Annotated in this window: 16 protein-coding genes; 5 read left to right on the plus strand and 11 right to left on the minus strand. The window is 44.0% G+C overall.

Translation table 11 applies throughout. The annotated features are described in order from the left end of the window. Window positions 1–5 precede the first annotated feature (5 nt). Window positions 6–893, minus strand: a complete 888-nt coding sequence (locus ACFFUV_RS17870) for a LysR family transcriptional regulator (RefSeq protein ID WP_390195372.1) — start codon at window positions 891–893, stop codon at window positions 6–8. Between the two features lie 254 nt (window positions 894–1,147). On the opposite strand from ACFFUV_RS17870, the gene ACFFUV_RS17875 reads away from it, so the two are divergent. Further along, a complete protein-coding gene (locus tag ACFFUV_RS17875; protein ID WP_390195374.1) occupies window positions 1,148–3,226 on the plus strand; it encodes a TonB-dependent hemoglobin/transferrin/lactoferrin family receptor in 2,079 nt (692 codons plus the stop codon). A gap of 377 nt (window positions 3,227–3,603) precedes the next feature. On the opposite strand, the gene ACFFUV_RS17880 is transcribed toward ACFFUV_RS17875, so the two are convergent. The 4 genes from ACFFUV_RS17880 to ACFFUV_RS17895 all read right to left on the minus strand — a co-directional run bounded on the left by ACFFUV_RS17880 (window position 3,604) and on the right by ACFFUV_RS17895 (window position 6,319). Next, window positions 3,604–3,855 carry a hypothetical protein gene (locus ACFFUV_RS17880; protein WP_390195376.1) on the minus strand — a complete coding sequence of 84 codons (252 nt, stop codon included), beginning with the start codon at window positions 3,853–3,855 and terminating at the stop codon, window positions 3,604–3,606. Further along, window positions 3,839–5,557 carry an SgrR family transcriptional regulator gene (locus ACFFUV_RS17885; protein WP_390195379.1) on the minus strand — a complete coding sequence of 573 codons (1,719 nt, stop codon included), beginning with the start codon at window positions 5,555–5,557 and terminating at the stop codon, window positions 3,839–3,841. Before ACFFUV_RS17885 ends, ACFFUV_RS17880 begins: the two co-directional genes overlap by 17 nt. Window positions 5,558–5,633: 76 nt before the next feature. Beyond that, entirely contained in the window at window positions 5,634–5,867 is a 234-nt protein-coding gene (locus tag ACFFUV_RS17890; protein WP_390195381.1) for a DUF3389 family protein, read from the minus strand. Next, the gene (locus ACFFUV_RS17895) at window positions 5,864–6,319 is read right to left on the minus strand and encodes a hotdog fold thioesterase (RefSeq protein WP_390195383.1); all 456 of its coding nucleotides are present in this window, start codon (window positions 6,317–6,319) and stop codon (window positions 5,864–5,866) included. The genes ACFFUV_RS17890 and ACFFUV_RS17895 overlap by 4 nt, the downstream gene beginning before the upstream one ends. A gap of 69 nt (window positions 6,320–6,388) precedes the next feature. Between ACFFUV_RS17895 and ACFFUV_RS17900 the strand changes: the two genes are divergently transcribed. Both ACFFUV_RS17900 and ACFFUV_RS17905 read left to right on the plus strand, forming a co-directional pair. Next, window positions 6,389–7,183, plus strand: coding sequence for a M48 family metallopeptidase (locus ACFFUV_RS17900; protein ID WP_446697915.1), 795 nt, complete (start codon window positions 6,389–6,391; stop codon window positions 7,181–7,183). Window positions 7,184–7,368: 185 nt separating this feature from the next. Further along, on the plus strand, window positions 7,369–7,938 hold the full coding sequence (locus tag ACFFUV_RS17905; protein WP_390195388.1) for a PhnA domain-containing protein: 570 nt from the start codon (window positions 7,369–7,371) through the stop codon (window positions 7,936–7,938). A 70-nt stretch (window positions 7,939–8,008) separates the two neighbouring features. On the opposite strand, the gene ACFFUV_RS17910 is transcribed toward ACFFUV_RS17905, so the two are convergent. The 3 genes from ACFFUV_RS17910 to ACFFUV_RS17920 form a co-directional block, all read right to left on the minus strand. Then, window positions 8,009–8,197: a hypothetical protein gene (locus ACFFUV_RS17910; protein ID WP_390195391.1), complete on the minus strand. Its 189-nt coding sequence runs from the start codon at window positions 8,195–8,197 to the stop codon at window positions 8,009–8,011. Window positions 8,198–8,461: 264 nt separating this feature from the next. Continuing rightward, the gene (locus ACFFUV_RS17915) at window positions 8,462–9,436 is read right to left on the minus strand and encodes a TerC/Alx family metal homeostasis membrane protein (protein WP_390195396.1); all 975 of its coding nucleotides are present in this window, start codon (window positions 9,434–9,436) and stop codon (window positions 8,462–8,464) included. 473 nt (window positions 9,437–9,909) lie between these two features. Next, window positions 9,910–11,643: a bifunctional metallophosphatase/5'-nucleotidase gene (locus ACFFUV_RS17920; RefSeq protein ID WP_390195401.1), complete on the minus strand. Its 1,734-nt coding sequence runs from the start codon at window positions 11,641–11,643 to the stop codon at window positions 9,910–9,912. A 255-nt stretch (window positions 11,644–11,898) separates the two neighbouring features. Here ACFFUV_RS17920 and ACFFUV_RS17925 point away from each other — a divergent pair, with 255 nt between their 5' ends. Next, window positions 11,899–13,533, plus strand: coding sequence for a DUF2813 domain-containing protein (locus tag ACFFUV_RS17925; RefSeq protein WP_390195405.1), 1,635 nt, complete (start codon window positions 11,899–11,901; stop codon window positions 13,531–13,533). Window positions 13,534–13,537: 4 nt separating this feature from the next. Here ACFFUV_RS17925 and ACFFUV_RS17930 read toward each other — a convergent pair whose 3' ends face one another. The 3 genes from ACFFUV_RS17930 to ACFFUV_RS17940 form a co-directional block, all read right to left on the minus strand. Then, complete coding sequence (locus tag ACFFUV_RS17930; RefSeq protein WP_390195408.1) at window positions 13,538–14,029, minus strand: DUF1097 domain-containing protein; 492 nt, start codon at window positions 14,027–14,029, stop codon at window positions 13,538–13,540. Between the two features lie 247 nt (window positions 14,030–14,276). Continuing rightward, complete coding sequence (locus ACFFUV_RS17935; RefSeq protein ID WP_390195411.1) at window positions 14,277–14,846, minus strand: YceI family protein; 570 nt, start codon at window positions 14,844–14,846, stop codon at window positions 14,277–14,279. Beyond that, complete coding sequence (locus ACFFUV_RS17940) at window positions 14,843–15,382, minus strand: cytochrome b (RefSeq protein ID WP_390195414.1); 540 nt, start codon at window positions 15,380–15,382, stop codon at window positions 14,843–14,845. The genes ACFFUV_RS17935 and ACFFUV_RS17940 overlap by 4 nt, the downstream gene beginning before the upstream one ends. 539 nt (window positions 15,383–15,921) lie before the next feature. On the opposite strand from ACFFUV_RS17940, the gene ACFFUV_RS17945 reads away from it, so the two are divergent. Continuing rightward, window positions 15,922–16,560 (plus strand): hypothetical protein, encoded by a 639-nt coding sequence (locus ACFFUV_RS17945; protein ID WP_390195417.1) that lies wholly within the window; start codon window positions 15,922–15,924, stop codon window positions 16,558–16,560. Window positions 16,561–16,593: the final 33 nt, after the last annotated feature.

Raw genomic sequence — 16,593 nt, forward strand, 5'->3', positions numbered from 1 at the left:
CATTGTCACTTAAGTTTCCAGTTTTTCTTCAAATATTGAATACACCAAGATTTTGCTTCGCCCAACTTATTACGTCGCCAAGCTAGGATTATCTCCATATCCGTAAGTTGGGTGTCTTTAATGGGTTTCAGTATGCCTTGTTCAATTAAAGGATCAGCCACTTGTTTTGGTAATGTACCAATCCCCAAACCTTGTTTTAACGCTTCTAATTTAGCGCTAAAATTGGTGACGGTCAGTCGAGGCTGCTTGTGGAGAATGTTCACACTCAGTGAAGGTTGCTCACGCGCCGTATCAGCGATAGCGATCACTCGATATTTTTCACGCGCTGCTTCATCAAAAACCCCGGTCCGCTTATGGACATAATGGTCACTTGCCGCGACCCAAACCATCGACATGGTCCCAATCGACTCTGCTTTGACATCATGCGGGTAACTTTCTGGTTTTGGACACACCAACAAGTCAGCTCGCCCCTCTGCCAACGATTCCCAACAGCCAGCGAGGATTTCCTCCTGTAGCCTGACGCGCGTTGAACTGACGTTACCCAAGGCATCTATCATCGGGAAAAAGTTATCAATCGGGATAATACCATCAAAAGCGAGCGTAATATCTAACTCCCAACCATTAGCGAGTAAACTTGCATCGTTCACTAACTTCTCGGTGGCGACTAAAATCGCCCGGCCACGTTCAAGAATAAGCTTTCCTGCATCAGTAAAATTCGCTTTATGACCGGAACGGTCAAAAATCATCAAATCTAAATCTTGCTCTAACTTTTGAATTTGATAGCTCAGCGATGAAGGCGCTCTGTCCAACTCATTGGCGGCGGCGGCGAAACTGCCTCTTCTATCAATGGCATCGAGAATATGTAACGCCTCTAGTGTGATTGGACTTTGCACTCAAATGCTCCTTAACTGAGTGATTTACGTGACACGCTTCACAAATTTTAATCTACAAACTCAACAGTTAGCCGAGCCATAAACAAGTTAACTAACTGTAAAGTAAGAAAAACAATAACAAAAAGCAAGCGTTCAATACGATTAACCACAATTTATTTGTTAATACAAATGATAGTAATTATCATTTGTATCCACTAAAATCCGTGCTGCTCAAATAGTTCAATAAATCAAAAACATAATTAGGTATGTTGTCTATGTATAAAGTCAGTCTACTCTCTGCGTCGATTGTCGCTGCGCTATCATTCCCTGCGCTGGCGGAAGAAAACTCAAAAAGCGACGCTGAAAACGTGGTGGTATTTGCCACTCGTTCAAATGAAACCATTGATAACGCCGCCGCGTCCGTCGCCATCATTAGCGACCAAGACATTGAAAAACGGATGGCGAAAGATCTTAACGACCTCTTTGACTATACACCAGGTGTCACTTTAAACAATGCAGGTCGACAAGGTGTTCAAAGTATCAATATTCGCGGAATGGAAGGCAAGCGCGTTAAGATTATTGTTGATGGAACCTCTCAACCAAGCCAATTTGATGGCGGACGTTATGAGTTTATCAATTCAAGCGCCGTCACTATCGATCCAGATATGGTTAAATCGGTTACCGTGGTAAAAGGCTCTGCATCAAGTTTGCAAGGAAGCAACGCTTTGGGTGGCGTGGTCGCATTTCAGACCAAAGATCCAAGTGACTTCCTAGCGGGTAACAAAACCTTTGGTGGTCAGGCTAAACTGGCCTACTCGTCAGAAGACAACTCTTTCAGTGAACACGTTGCATTAGCAAACCGCTCGGGTGATCTCGAGTCATTGGTGGCGTATACCCGTCGCGACGGGGAAGAAACAGATAACTTTGCTGATAACAACGATCTTCAAAACTATTCGTTGAAATCAAAAGACACGAAAAACAATGATCTTTTGCTCAAGCTCCAATACCAAGTCAACCCAAGTCATCGCTTAGAGTGGACCGGTGAAGCTATCCATAATGACAGCACTGGCGACGTACAAAACAGCTTCTACCCTCAGTATCAGGGCGATGATGAAACCAAACAATACCGTTTGGCCGTGAAGCACATCTGGCAAACTCCCTACGCGTTTGCAGATACCATCGACACGCAAGTCTCATGGCTGGACAGAGATCAGTCTGCCGTTACAAATCGAAGTAATAGCTCTAACACGCAGCGTAAAGATTATTACTACAAAGAGCGTAAGATAGAAATCGAATCTCAATTTGATAAGGCGTTGGACAATCACTACATCGTTTACGGATTTAGCTACTCACATAATGACATTGATAACACCAATAACGAATACAACACCTCTTCTGCTGATCAACAGCTGATATATACCCCAAAAGCAAAAGAGCAAACGGCTGGACTGTTTATTCAGGATGAGATCTATCTCTTTGATGATGCGCTGAAAATTATTCCTGGTCTTCGTTACGACTACTATTCGACTGAACCATCACCTACCGCGACCGAATCATTTGAAGATAGTAGTGACTCAGCGTTGACCGCTCGTCTTGGTGCTAACTACGCTTTAAACGCGAAAAACTCTGTTTATGCGCAGATAAGCCAAGGGTTTAGAGCGCCTGCGTTTGACGAACTGTACTATACGTACGATAACCCCACTCGCGGTTATATCAATACTCCTAACCCTGATTTAAACGCAGAGAAAAGTATCGCTTACGAACTTGGTTATCGCTACCGTGGAGCTCTCTCTTCTATAGAGTTCAACATGTTCTACAGTGACTATGATGACTTTATTGAGAGAACCGTAGAAGTCCTGCCTTCAGGCATTCAAAATATGTATTACGACAACCTCAATAAAGCGACGATAAAAGGCGTTGAGTTAGCCAACAGTATCCAATGGTATGATTCGGGCCTATCTACCCGAGTAGCGGCGACCTATGCCGAAGGCGAAGATGGCGATGGTAGCCCAATCGATAGTGTCAATCCGTGGAATGGTGTTATCGCACTTAACTACAATGATGACCAAGGTCTGTGGGGAACAAGCTTAACATTCAACTATACCGCCAGTAAGCAAAGTAAGGATATCAGTGAGAGTGCACGCTCAAGTCAAACCACCTTGCCAAGCTCACAGGTTATCGATTTAACGGCTTACTACAAGCCAATCAAAGACGTAACGATTCGTGCAGGGGTATTCAACCTCACCAATGAGGAATATTACTTGTGGAATGATGTACGCGGTGATAGCGACCTGTTCAAAGATAACTCCCAAGCGAAGCGCAATTACTCGTTGTCTGTGATGTATCAATTTTAAATCTGACCAATACGACAAAAGCCAGCATACGCTGGCTTTTTACTGTCATTCATTCAAAAACGGTTTAGCAAAAGACACGAATGAATACGGTGTTGGCTTTTTAGTTTGTTGCCATCTCTTTTTTAACCATTACTGCTGCAGCAACGATAAAAGCGACGATGAGTGCGAGTTCCATGAAGTACCTCTATTAGCTTCTTTAAGGAAAAAGTGAACTTTAAGCACGGTAATTGTACCAGTGTTCGCACAAGTTGATAGTGAATTATTCGAATTTCGTACATTTTATCGACTTAGATCAACTCTGTCCCGGTGCTAAATAGTGAGATTAACGAAATGTTTTTAACCACTGACAGCAGTTTATAAAGTCGTCATCACATTCTCTATTTCACCACGACTTTGCCGCCAATGATTTTATACGCGGGCGTCCCGCGGACGAGAGTGTCACGAGCAAAAACATTCTGGCATTTAGGACATATACACGGTGTCTGAGTGTGATCGTCAAGAATTCTCTGCTTAAAGCATTTGACCATCGCCCCCTTTCCTCCTTTTGCGTATTTATACAAAAGCGCGCGGCATTGAGAGCAGTAGATAGCGACGGTTTTTGTCGGCAGTTTTTTATTGGGTTTGGCCATGGCTTGACTCTAATATTTCTGGTTTTACCCACACTTGGCTAAAGTCAAACCAACCTAAAGCGTTGCATTTGGCATTTTGCAGTGATCCACACTGATCTTTACTGATCCCTAACCAGCAATGAAAGAGAGGAATAATTTGTCGGCTCTCGATTAACGAGCGACTGAGGTGTTTAGCGGGAAACTCATTAGATTCATCTGCCATCCAATCTTCCACCAGCGCTGTCCACTCAATAAAATCCGCGCGCGGACTAAACTGCTCGATATCGCTGGTATTTAACAACCATCCCGCCAATGCATCATCACGATTTGAACTGATTCCCATCGGTTTGATCCAGATATCGATATCATCTAGCTGTTCAGGAGCCAACTCATAAGTAATTTCTTCCACGTCCAAACCGTCAGCCTTAAGCAGATTGCTCATCGCTTTCATTACCGTGGCAAACATCGGGTGCTGCGCGTGGCAAGCAATTTTCACTCGGCCACTATGCGGAGGATGAGTCGCCTTAGCGGAAGGTTGTTGCTGATACCAGCCTGGTTTTAAGCCGTGGGCTGGTAATACACCAAGTTCAATAATTTTATCTTGCGGCAATTGCCCATAGATATTCAGTGAGCTGAGAGTTTGGGAGAAGTATTCAGCCCAAGCGGGATCTTTTGGTAAACCGTGAGACCGATTGAGCAACAGATACGAACAACCTGGGTCCAGCTCAACGTCGTCGTGAACCAAGCCTGTGGTCGTATGTTTGATGGGTTTAGCCAAGCTTGGAAAAATCAACGATGAATGCTGATCGTCAATAACCCAGACCTCCACACTATCCATCAGAGGACGAAAGCCATAATAGCTATCAAACGCACTGAGTACCAAGCGTTGCTCATCGTTACGCACAACGCGATAAGGTCCAGTCCCAATTGGCAGCAAATCAAAATCATCCCCCCTTAGCGAGGCCGCTGGCAAAATTTTTGCGCATGATTCCGATAAGAAAAACGGCAATTTAGTGTCTGATTTACTCAGTTGAATATCGACAATCAGGTCACTTGGTGACGTCACCGACGCGATATGATCAAATAACGCTTTACACTTCAAAGCGAGTAATGATTCAACCACCATTTGAGTTGTCAGTAAGTCACCATTGTGAAATCGCACACCCGGGCGTAGATAAAAACGCCAAACCTGCGGAGTAAGTGCGTGCCAAGTATGAGCGAGGTCAGGTTGTAATTGCTCCTGACTATCAAGCCGCGTAAGCCCACTGAAGACTTGATGCACAATATGTTGCTCTGAACGACGCATGGGTTTGAGCGGATTAAGCATTGATAGAGGGCGATAATATGGCAAGCGTATAACATGTTGCCCTTCTCGCTGCACGACACCTAAGTAACTCTCGATCACTTGGGCGAGTTTACTGGTATCACCATCTAAAGCATTGAGTGCTTGAGCAATCTTTCCATCTTCGAGATAACGCCGGGCAAGGTTCTCACTGACATCACTACGACTGCGTTTGAAGATGAGTTGAGATAATTTGCCACGCCCAGGCGCAGGGTGCCACTCAATCCATCCTTCTTCTTCAAGTTTATTCAGTACGATACGAGCATTACGCCGAGTACAAAATAGAATGTCGGTAATCTCATCCAATTGAACACCACAATCTTTGCCATGGTAATGTTCGAACAAGGTTTCAAATTGTGACCGTAAACGTGGGCTACTCATAAAGGGGAAATTTTCTAAAACGACACGTCCCCTAAGTTTCCGTATTTTCTGGCAAAGCGCAAGTCTCGTCTTGCAGTTAGTCTATTTCAACACCAATTTCTTGGGACAGTACCTGTAATTGCTGTTCATTATCGAGTTTAATTGACCACTTTGCTTCACCTGTATTACACGCAACGACATTGGCACCGCGACCAATTAAGTTTAAGGTGTCACGGCTTGCTTGCAGCGTCACCATTTGGCTACCTTCAAGCTTTATCACCACTTCAAACGGGGTCACAATCACTTTCCCAATGCTAATAGGAATGATCATGCTTGCAGCCCTTTGATAGCATGCTGTTGATTCCGCTTTTGTTTGACCGCAATGGTCAGCCGACTGCTGCACACCAAACGATCTCGCTCATCGTTCAAATTGATTTGCCACACTTGCGTCGACACCCCGAGATGAATCGGACTTGCTTTGCCGGTAACGGTACCTGTACGCATGGAACGTATGTGGTTTGCATTAATATCTAATCCCACGCAATAACAATCATCGTCAACTGCAAAATTAGCCGCAACCGACCCTAAGGTTTCCGCCAACACCACCGAAGCACCGCCGTGTAGCATTCCAAGTGGCTGATGAGTAAAATGACACACAGGCATGGTCGCGCAAATGTAATCGTCGCCGATGTCGCTATAAACGATATTGAGGTGGGAAATTAATGTATTTTCAGAAGTACGATTTAACGTATCCAGATCAATTGGACGTTTCCATATAGCCATATTAGGATTCCACAAGTTAGGCAAAGTAATTTTAACAAGATGTTTTACATCAAATAAATGGAGAATGCTATGCGAGCATGGCAAACAACGTCATGGGTTTCAGCCGTATTATTAAGCTTAGCGGCGTGCAGTTCGTCCCCAACAGGACGCAACCAACTGATTCTTTTTTCAGATTCAGATATGAATAACTTGGGTTCACAATCATTCGAGCAGATGAAGCAACAATTGAAGATTGAAAAGGATCCGGGCGTGAATCGGTATGTACAATGTGTCGCAAAGCATATCACCGACCATGTACCTCAAAGTAAAGGTTTTCAGCAATGGGAAGTGGTGGTATTTGACAGTGAACAGGTCAACGCTTTTGCTTTGCCCGGCGGTAAGATCGGTGTCTATACTGGCTTGTTAGATGTTGCTGAAAATGAGGATCAATTGGCTACGGTGTTAGGCCATGAAGTTGCGCACGTCCTAGCGGACCATAGTAACGAGCGTTTATCACAAAATCAGATCACCAATGCGGGCTTACAAATCACGAATGTTGCGATTGGCGCTTCTGATTATGCGCAATACTCTGATCTGACCATGGCGGCGCTTGGTCTGGGTGTACAATACGGCGTCATGCTCCCCTATGGACGAACTCAAGAGTCCGAAGCCGATATGCTGGGCTTAGATTTAATGGCACAGGCCGGCTTTAACCCTCAACAAAGTATCGAATTATGGAAAAACATGGCGGCGGCATCAAAAGGACAACAACCACCGGAATTACTTTCTACTCACCCTTCACATCAGACTCGAATTAAAGATCTAACTAATAAAATGAAGGCGATGCCGAGCTACAATGTGCCCCATCCCACATGTCAGTCATAGTGTGTAGAAGGCTTAGGCGCTAAAATGGCGCCTAAGCTTAACCGTCTTCTTTCGTTACCCCACGCCGCATTTTGTGTAAAAGGCACAAAAACCCCACTCTTTCTTTGGTAATTGGGGCTAATCCCTTTATTTTCTGTGTATAAAGTGGATAATACGCGCTCACAATTTTTCCTAAGGTGAGAACGATGTCTACTGAAGCAACTTTGCTTGAACGCAGCCAATCAAAATGCGAACTATGCGGCTCTGAAAACTCTCTAGCGCCATTTGTTGTTAGCCCTCATACCCAGCTAACCGTTGACCATGCCGTCATGATTTGCAGTACTTGCAAAGATCAAATCGAAAATCCAGAAAACGTAGATGTAAATCACTGGCGTTGTCTTAATGACAGTATGTGGAGTCAAGAGCCACCTGTTCAGGTTCTTGCATGGCGTCAACTGAAAAAACTTTCAGCGTCAGAAGGCTGGGCTCAAGATCTTGTCGATATGATGTACATGGAAGAAGAGACAGCAAAGTGGGCAGAAATCGGTATGGATGATGACGCCGATAAGCCACTAGATGTTAATGGTGTTGAACTTAAAAAAGGTGACGACGTAACCGTCATTAAAGATCTACCCATCAAAGGCTCTAGCCAGGTCATTAAACAAGGCACGGTGGTTCGCAATATCAACGTATCAGACACAGACCCGACTCACATTCAAGGCAAAGTGAATGGGCAAGCGATGTACGTTATTGCTGAATACTGCCGAAAAAAATAAATTAATCTAATCCTTTTGATTGGAAAATTAACAAAAAAGCGCCTTAAAGGCGCTTTTTTTACATGAGCACTTAACGGTAAACACCGATATCTTTTTGCATATGTCCAGACAACTCATTCGTGTAATAAGCTCGAGGAGTTGTGTCAGTAAATAAAATATCCAAAAGGTGCGCAATCAATCCTTTGACGCTAACCGAATAGGTTTTTCTATCCATAGAGTGGGTTGTTGCAACTGAATCAAATTGAAGTGTTTGAGCCATAACAGCAGCCTCTCTCAATAAAGGGTTAAACGTATTTACAGCGCAGAGTTTAGGTGAATCAAACTCAATCCCCTAATGACAAATCTTTTCCATTTGGATTAGATTAACTAATGAAACAACTCGATAACACTTTAAAATATAAATGCGTTGTTGCAGTGCATGGTTACCTATTTTAAATGCACTTTATTGAATACTTTCTCATTAGACTACCAGACCCACTACCACTTATAACAAATCAGTTACAACGCGTTTTTCAGACCAAGATCATACTTGATTGGTTTGATTCTCTTTGTGCTCAACATCAGACGACTTGCGCTCTTTTAAAATTGAGGCAATGACAGCGAGCATCATGATGCAAGCAATAAACCCTAATGACCACTGAGTCTCGATTGCCCACGCCGTGGTGCTCAGAAGCATTTTAACACCAATAAATAGCATGATGACCGCAAGTGCGGGTTTGAGGTAGACGAAGCGACTGATTAGCCCTTCTAGGACAAAATACAGCGATCTTAATCCAAGAAGCGCAAAGACATTCGCCGCAAGAACCAAAAAAGGCTCTCTGGTCACAGCAAAAATAGCGGGGATGGAATCTAACGCAAATAACACGTCCATAAATGCGATAACCGCAATGACAACCACCAGAGGCGTCGCCATGCGCTTCCCGTCATTCAATCGCATTGTTAAGTGATGTTGGTGAAAATCTCGAGTCATTGGTAACCAGCGCCGTATCAGCTTTTCAGGCAGAGGGTTGACCTCTTCTTGCTGGTCTTGTTCTCTAAACAGGGATATCCCGGTCCAAATTAGGAAGGCGGCAAATAGGTATAATGTCCAATGATAGCGATTAAGTAACTCGGCACCGAGTACGATCATCATCATTCTCAACACCAATGCTCCGATGACACCATACAATAGTGCCCTTGGTCTCACATTGGTTGGAACCGAGTATTGAGAAAAAATAATCGCAAAGACAAATAAGTTATCAATACTTAATGACTTTTCAAGCAGGTACCCTGTGGTAAATGCCATCGCAGCTTGGTGTGGTGTGTACGGACTATAAGGGGCATAGAAATCCCAAAACTGGTAAATACTGGCAGCAAATAGCGCCGCTAGCACAACCCAAAACACGCTCCATAAGGCTGCTTTTTTTACACTAATGACGCCACCGCGTGTTTGCCAAATATCGAGGCAAACCATAAGGACAGTCCCAAGGAAAAAAGCAAAATAAGTCGTTGCTGGCATTCTTATCCTCCACAGCGAAGGTAAGAATCAAATAGATAGACCTTCGCATACAAATAACACCATCAAACAAGATGGCTTTGTGCGCGTTGGTCTCGTCGAAGTCAAACATCAAGGCGATGACTGACTCTTATTTGCCGGATAGGAAACAACCTAACGAGATGACGACAAATAAACTGAGGCGACTACTCCCCAAAACAAGGTAATTATAAAATTAAACGTCTGGACTCTCAAACGTTATTAGTCCTGCGAATGGAAATAAACAAAGGAGCGATAGTCTCATTGTCGCTCCTTTCATTCGCATCTCATACACCGCTAATCGGTGTAAAGTAAACTAACGCGGCCCAAATCGCGACCCAGCATAGAACGATTGCCACATCGGCCCAATCTTTACTCCACATATTTGTTCCCCTAAGTGATTGCATCAGTTTATAAATGCGACCGAATACATAGAAGATTTAGCAACCTTTATGCCATTAGATTTGGTTTTGTAACAAATGTCTTTTGGTCAGTAAGCCAGGGCGCTCTTGGAGCAACTCAATGAAGCAATCTGCCATCGATAGCTGGGAGACAAAACCGTCACTGACCATATTCAGTATCGCTTCGTACCCTTCTTTACCTTTCATGGTATAAGCCGATGAAGTGCCTCGATAAATTTTTTCATTTTCAATAGGTTGCCAGCCTTTCTCGAGAGTAAAAATAGACAACCCGGTGATCCGACTGCCCATTGGCGCATCGCTCTGATAATCAAATTTAAGGTTGTAGGTATAAGGATAGGAGCCTGACCCTGTGCCCTGGACATCATTGTTGGTTGCGTTGTTGATTGCCCCTTCTAAAATAGCGGCAATGGTTTTCCCCTTTACATCATAGTGGCCAATCGGAACCACAAACGGAAGCAGTTTTCCGGCAACATCAGCAACGGACACTTCCCCTTCTCGAATGGATGTTCTGACGCCTCCGGCATTATGAATCGCAAACGCCACCTCATGACCCCGTTTATTTAACGCGTGAACAAACGACTCGGCTACTAAAGGCGCAACTTGGCTAGGGCCTTTTTCATCCGGGACACGAATATGACGAAGCGGCTGCTCGGAAATCGCCACCACTTCTGATTGGAGCTTTCTTACTTGAGGAATGTATTTATCCGCGAGAATACTTTGAACATGAGGATCTTTTTTGCATACAACAACATTAGGGTGCTGATGAATAAACTCGCAAGCCTGACGATGATGCTGATCCTCGCCCGTTTCACTCATACTTGCATCTAAGAATAACCGCCTGCCGAGCAACAGTTCATTCCGTCCTTCAAACTGCGTAATTTTTCCATCAGCCGCAAAATGAATGTCCGCATGACCTAAACTCAAGGCATGGAAACCGGCCTGAACAACGTAAGTATCGTTAATGCACACGCCATAAGGATCGTCTTTTTCTAACCCTAGAGAACTGAAGTCGCCCTGCAAGCGATGACTATGACCACCAACAATAAGACTAATACCAGCGACTTTCTCGGCGACTTCGAGATCCATTTCATAGCCCAAGTGACTGAGCAAAACCACTTTATTGATGCCCGTTCGTTGAATGTCTTGCACCGTCTTTTTAGCCGTTGTCAGCGCATCGACAAAGGGTGTATCGCTATCGGGGTTGGCAATATCGGTCATCTTATCGAGCGATAAACCGAATATAGCAATGGGTTCACCATCAAATTCTTTGGTAATCCAAGTTGCACAGGACTTTGTGACACTGTAGCTTTTAACATAAGCATTGCCACTGAGTGTCACTGGTTTTTCACCATTCTCTTGGCTTAGATCCCAGTTGCCTGCCAACAGCGGAAAATCGATGCGCTGCGCAAACTGTGCCACCGGTAAGTTACCCATATCTAATTCATGGTTACCCAGTGCCATCGCATCTATTTCGAGCGCGTTTAACAGCTCAGAATTAGCTTCACCTTTAAAGATAGAAAAATACAATGTGCCTTGAAAACAGTCGCCAGCATGAAGAAACAAAAAGCCACGGGATGCCATTTTAGCTTGCTCCCGAAGTTGCTTAGCTCGAGTTGCTATCCGTGCGAATCCACCCGCACTCACGAACGGGTTAACCGATTTGCCATCAAGTTCAATGTTTAAAGGTAATGACGTTGGCTCGAAGTAGGAATGGGTATCGTTGATATGTGCCAGTGTAATTTTCACTGGTCTGTTATTGTGCTTTTTCATTATGTCTTCATCTCTTTCCATACTTCATTGTAGCTTGGAAATGATGACAGATTCGTTACTTTTATGAAATACGTTTGAAAGACGAATTTCTGGTTCGATGCTTCAAGCACACATAAGGCTGATCATTTTACAACCAAAGAGCCATCCCATGTTTTTTTCTAAAGAATTACTGTGAGTTAGCGTTTATCTCAATCGCCAATAATCGTTTATGCTTAGCATACGGCGGTTTGAACTGGCTCAACTGGGAGTGTGCCTATGAATTTAGAGCGAATCGAGATTTCAGGGTTTCGCGGTATTAAGCGCTTGTCTCTCGCCTTTGATGAGCTAACAACGCTCATTGGTGAAAACACATGGGGCAAATCTTCTCTGCTTGACGCATTATCTGTAGCACTGCCATCTGACGGCATACCGTATCAATTTGAAATGCTGGATTTCCACGTCGATTACGCGATATCTCATCCACAAACTCAACACTTGCAAATCGTTCTAACGTTTGGCGCTTCAGATAAACATGAACATAAGAGTGGCCGTTATCGAAAAATAAAGCCTGTATGGATTAGTGATGCTCAAGGTAACCAAAAAATATATTACCGATTAAGCGCCTCTCGTGAGCGCTATGATATTTCTACTCGCTATGCATTTCTCGATGCCGAGGGTAACGCTCTTGCTCTTCATCACTCTCAAAAGCTTGCTCAAGAGCTGATGGCATTGCATCCGGTGATTCGAATTAAAGACTCGCGACGGGTCGATAAACCAAAAGAGAACCCAGCTTTAAGCACTCGTACTGAAAAGCGGATCAATAATACCTGCCGTCGACTGATGGCCATTCCTGGTCATGTTAATAAAGGAGAAATGCGCAGCAGTTTGAATTCAATGCATACGCTTATCCAACACTATTTTTCTTTTAAAGGCAGTGCCAAATCAAAAAATAATCCCAGAACACCAAGAGACGGCATTTTTTTTACCAATTCAGGTAGTGATAAGAATGTATTGGAGGCCATGGAGGAAACTCGAAGTCGACAAACCAAATTGCTGTTTATGGGGTTACTTAATGCTTATCTGCAAGCCAAAGGCAATAGTGATCTGCGCCGCTGCGCTAGACCACTATTGATTATTGAAGATCCCGAAGGACGTCTTCACCCAACACATATGGCAAGGGCTTGGAGCTTACTGCAACTACTGCCCATGCAAAAGATCCTAACGACCAATAGTGGCGATCTTCTCGGTCAAGTTCCGCTGCACAGCTTACGACGCTTAGTAAGACATTCGGATAAAACGGTTGCCAACTATTTACCCAAACACATGTTAGGACACGACGAATTGCGACGTATTGGCTTTCATATTCGATTTCATCGTTCGAGTGCACTGTTTGCCCGCTGCTGGCTGTTTGTTGAGGGAGAAACTGAGGTATGGCTGTTTAATGAACTCGCTAACCAATGTGGCTATAACCTAACAGCAGAAGGTGTGCATATTATTGAATTTGCTCAATCGGGATTAAAAGCTTTAATTAAAGTAGCCAAAGCGTTTGGTATCGATTGGCATGTTGTAACGGATGGCGACGCAGCTGGCAAAAAATACGCGGCGACCGTGAAAAGTCAATTAGATAACGAACAAGAGAATCATCGTTTAACCGAGCTACCCGACCGCGATATTGAGCATTATCTATACAATAATGGCTTTGAATTTTTCTTTAAAGATATGGTGAAAGTCCCCCATGACCACCCTATTCCAGCCAAAAAAGTGGTGAACCGAGTACTTAAGAAATACGCTAAACCTGATTTAGCCTTGGCCATTGTGGAACATTGTGAATCCTATGGTAAGGAATGCATTCCGTTATTGCTTCGCTGGACACTCAAGCGCATTGTAACCATGGCCAACGCCAATACATAGTGCTCTAAGAGCGGTTCACAACTTGCTTTGATGCGTTCACTGGGCTTTGTTTTTTACGCTGTGCTAACCACAAACCTGAGCTTTTCATTAAGTACCCAAAAACGCCACCAAAGAGCAAAGATGGAATTACAAGTTGCCAATTACCGCTAGCGGCAAACGTCGCTCCACATCCGATGAACGTACCAGGAATGTAGGATAGCCAGGATTTTTTCGCCTGAACGCACATAAAGAAAGACACTAAACCAGTGATGATATAGCCAACAATATCCAGCGCAGCGTATTGTGAACTGGCTATAATAACCAGAGCCCAGCACACACCGGTTAGATTCGTAACAAGACTTTCTATTAGTCCTCGAACACCATCTCTAGGTGATGCAAAGTAACTGGTGCAGCCTAAAAAACCAGCCCAAGCCAATAGCCCGAGAGAAACCGCAATCCAACCCCAAAGGCCGGATAAGATACCTGTCGTCAATGCAATAGCAGTAAGTGTACTCATGGTTTCCTCGTCAGCTTGGCGGCCATTTATACCGCACGAAATCAAGGGCGTGATATTAGCGATCTGGAGGAAATTATCTAGTGATTTATGTCACATTTGGAATTTATAATTACAATCAATTTCACAAGTAATGTGATGCAAGCGATAAAACAACAGTATTTGATGGTCATTACTGCGAAAAAAGCGCCTCTGATCGACATCAGAGGCGCTTCTCGTATTTCGAACTATAGACTATAGCGTCTAAGCGTTACTGCTTAACACCTTCAACATGTAATTCCATATCAGCATAGCTTGACGCGCCCATGACTGGAATATCGAAGTCGGCCAGTTCAAGACGAGTTGTTCCCGTGAAGCCAGCGCGCTCACCGCCCCATGGGTCTTCACCTGCACCAACCAGTTCTGCGTCTATCGTGATAGGTTTCGTCACACCGTGCAAAGTGAGATCGCCGTTAATTTCCAGCTGGCCATCCCCTTTGTCCTTTACTCTGGTGCTATTGAACGTCGCAGTTGAGAACTTACCGGCATTGATAAAGTCACCACTACGAATGTGCTTATCACGCTCAGCGTGATTTGAGTCTAAGCTTGTTGTGTCAATAGTGACTGACACTTTAGATGCTGCAACATCCGCAGGGTCGTAAGAGAAATTACCTTCAAAGGTATTAAAGCGACCTTTAATGAAACTGTACCCAAGGTGGCTCACTTTAAAGTTAACGGAAGCGTGAGCACCTTTCGTGTCAATCACATAATCCGCTGCGCTGGCGCCCAAAGGCATCATTGTTGCCATTGCTAGTCCTGTCGCCAATAACGTTTTTTTCATTTTGAAGCTCCTATCATTTTGCGTAGCGTGTTGTCTTTGTTGATAAAATGGTGTTTCAAAGCAGCTGCAGCGTGTCCTGCAGCCAAGATGATGAGTCCCCATGCGGCGTAACTGTGAATCACACCGGCTTTGTCAGCTTGGCCATCAAATAATGCGCCAGCGCCTGGAATGGAGAACCAATTGAAAACATCAATTCCGCGTCCATCTTCAGTCGAAATCAAGTACCCTGAGGTGAATATAGTCAGCAATAATAGATAAATCGCTCCATGAGCAAGAATAGCCAGGCGCTTTTCAAGCAACGCGCCCTCTATCTCTGGTGACGTTGTCACAAATTTCCAAACTATACGGAATAACGTCAATCCAGTCAGCAATAGACCGATTGATTTATGCCAGTGCGGCGCGGTTCGATACCATTCGCTGTAGTAGCTGAGGTCTACCATCCATAGTCCGACAGCAAACATACCAATGATGACAATGGCAGATAACCAGTGAATCATCCTCGCTGTACGGTTGTATCGTTTAATTTCTGTGTCCATTTTGGTCCTCAACCAAGTACTTGTATCTATGTCCAGAGCTGAAACATCAGCGTAGAATTTAGATAATTGTTATCAAGAATCGTTCAGCGACCACCGTGATAGAACTGTTCATGTTGTTCTAAAATTTTGAACAACATGCATTAATACGTGATGGTTTCCACTGCCGATAGCACTACGCAAGCTTAATATACCCACCATTACGAGAGTATAATCGCTCCACACGAAATTAGGTTAACCAATTGTTAAACAATGATTTTCTTTTCCAAAAGTTGATACACGACCCATTATATTCCGACGCTATTTGATGAATAACCCACTAACACTTCCTCATAAGCGATGGGCACAAATACCGTATTTGAGCATGAAATTGACGTAAAATAAGGCCTATTTAATGTGTAACAAATCTTATCAAATTAAACTGAGCCTTGGGCTGTAGCATTGAGAAAAGTGGCCAGGATCATGAAGTTGTTAATATTCAATGGGAGATAACAAGGATTGTGATAGGCTTAGCGGGCTTTTTATCGACAAGGAGAAATTGATTGTTACTCGACCTGCTCATTCAGAGTGTCAATGAGTTTCAAGCAGATTGCATGAAACTGTGTGAAAAACACTACCCAACCATTCATAATAAAGGAATGAGCGAACATCATTTGGGGCTTGCGTTTGCGCGGCGACTTGCTCGTACGTTATTGGAGTTTGGGCATCAATGTGAGTATACATCGATCGAAAGTGCCCTTCAGCCCAGTGATCTACCCCATCATTTCCGAGTCAGTTCCGATGTGGGTACTGTATGGATACTCACGGGTCACCTCGTCAGTGCCAATGCAACGTATAGAAATAAGTTGCTCAAATCAGTTGCCCAATGGCAATCGGAGTACAGTTATGCCATTCAACCAAATGATCTTTTGCTTCTTCTCACGGATCATTGGATATCTCGTAGCAAACAAAGCCGGGAGCTACTTCACTGGTGGACAGGCCATCTTCCCGATGAAATTGATCAGTACAACGCACAAGGCATCAGCCTTTATGAGAGTGACTCGCAATTATCAACGACGTTAGAACAACAATTCGGACTTAGTCCGTATTATGTCAAGTTTACTCACCCACTAAAACGCTCGACCAACCAACAATTGGTACGCAAATACCTGCAACTGTATTCGGTGATTCAACTCAGTTAAACTTGTCATCTTTTGTTCATCCCACTGTCTTAT

The organism is Vibrio olivae, assembly GCF_042428525.1.
Lineage (GTDB): Bacteria > Pseudomonadota > Gammaproteobacteria > Enterobacterales > Vibrionaceae > Vibrio > Vibrio olivae.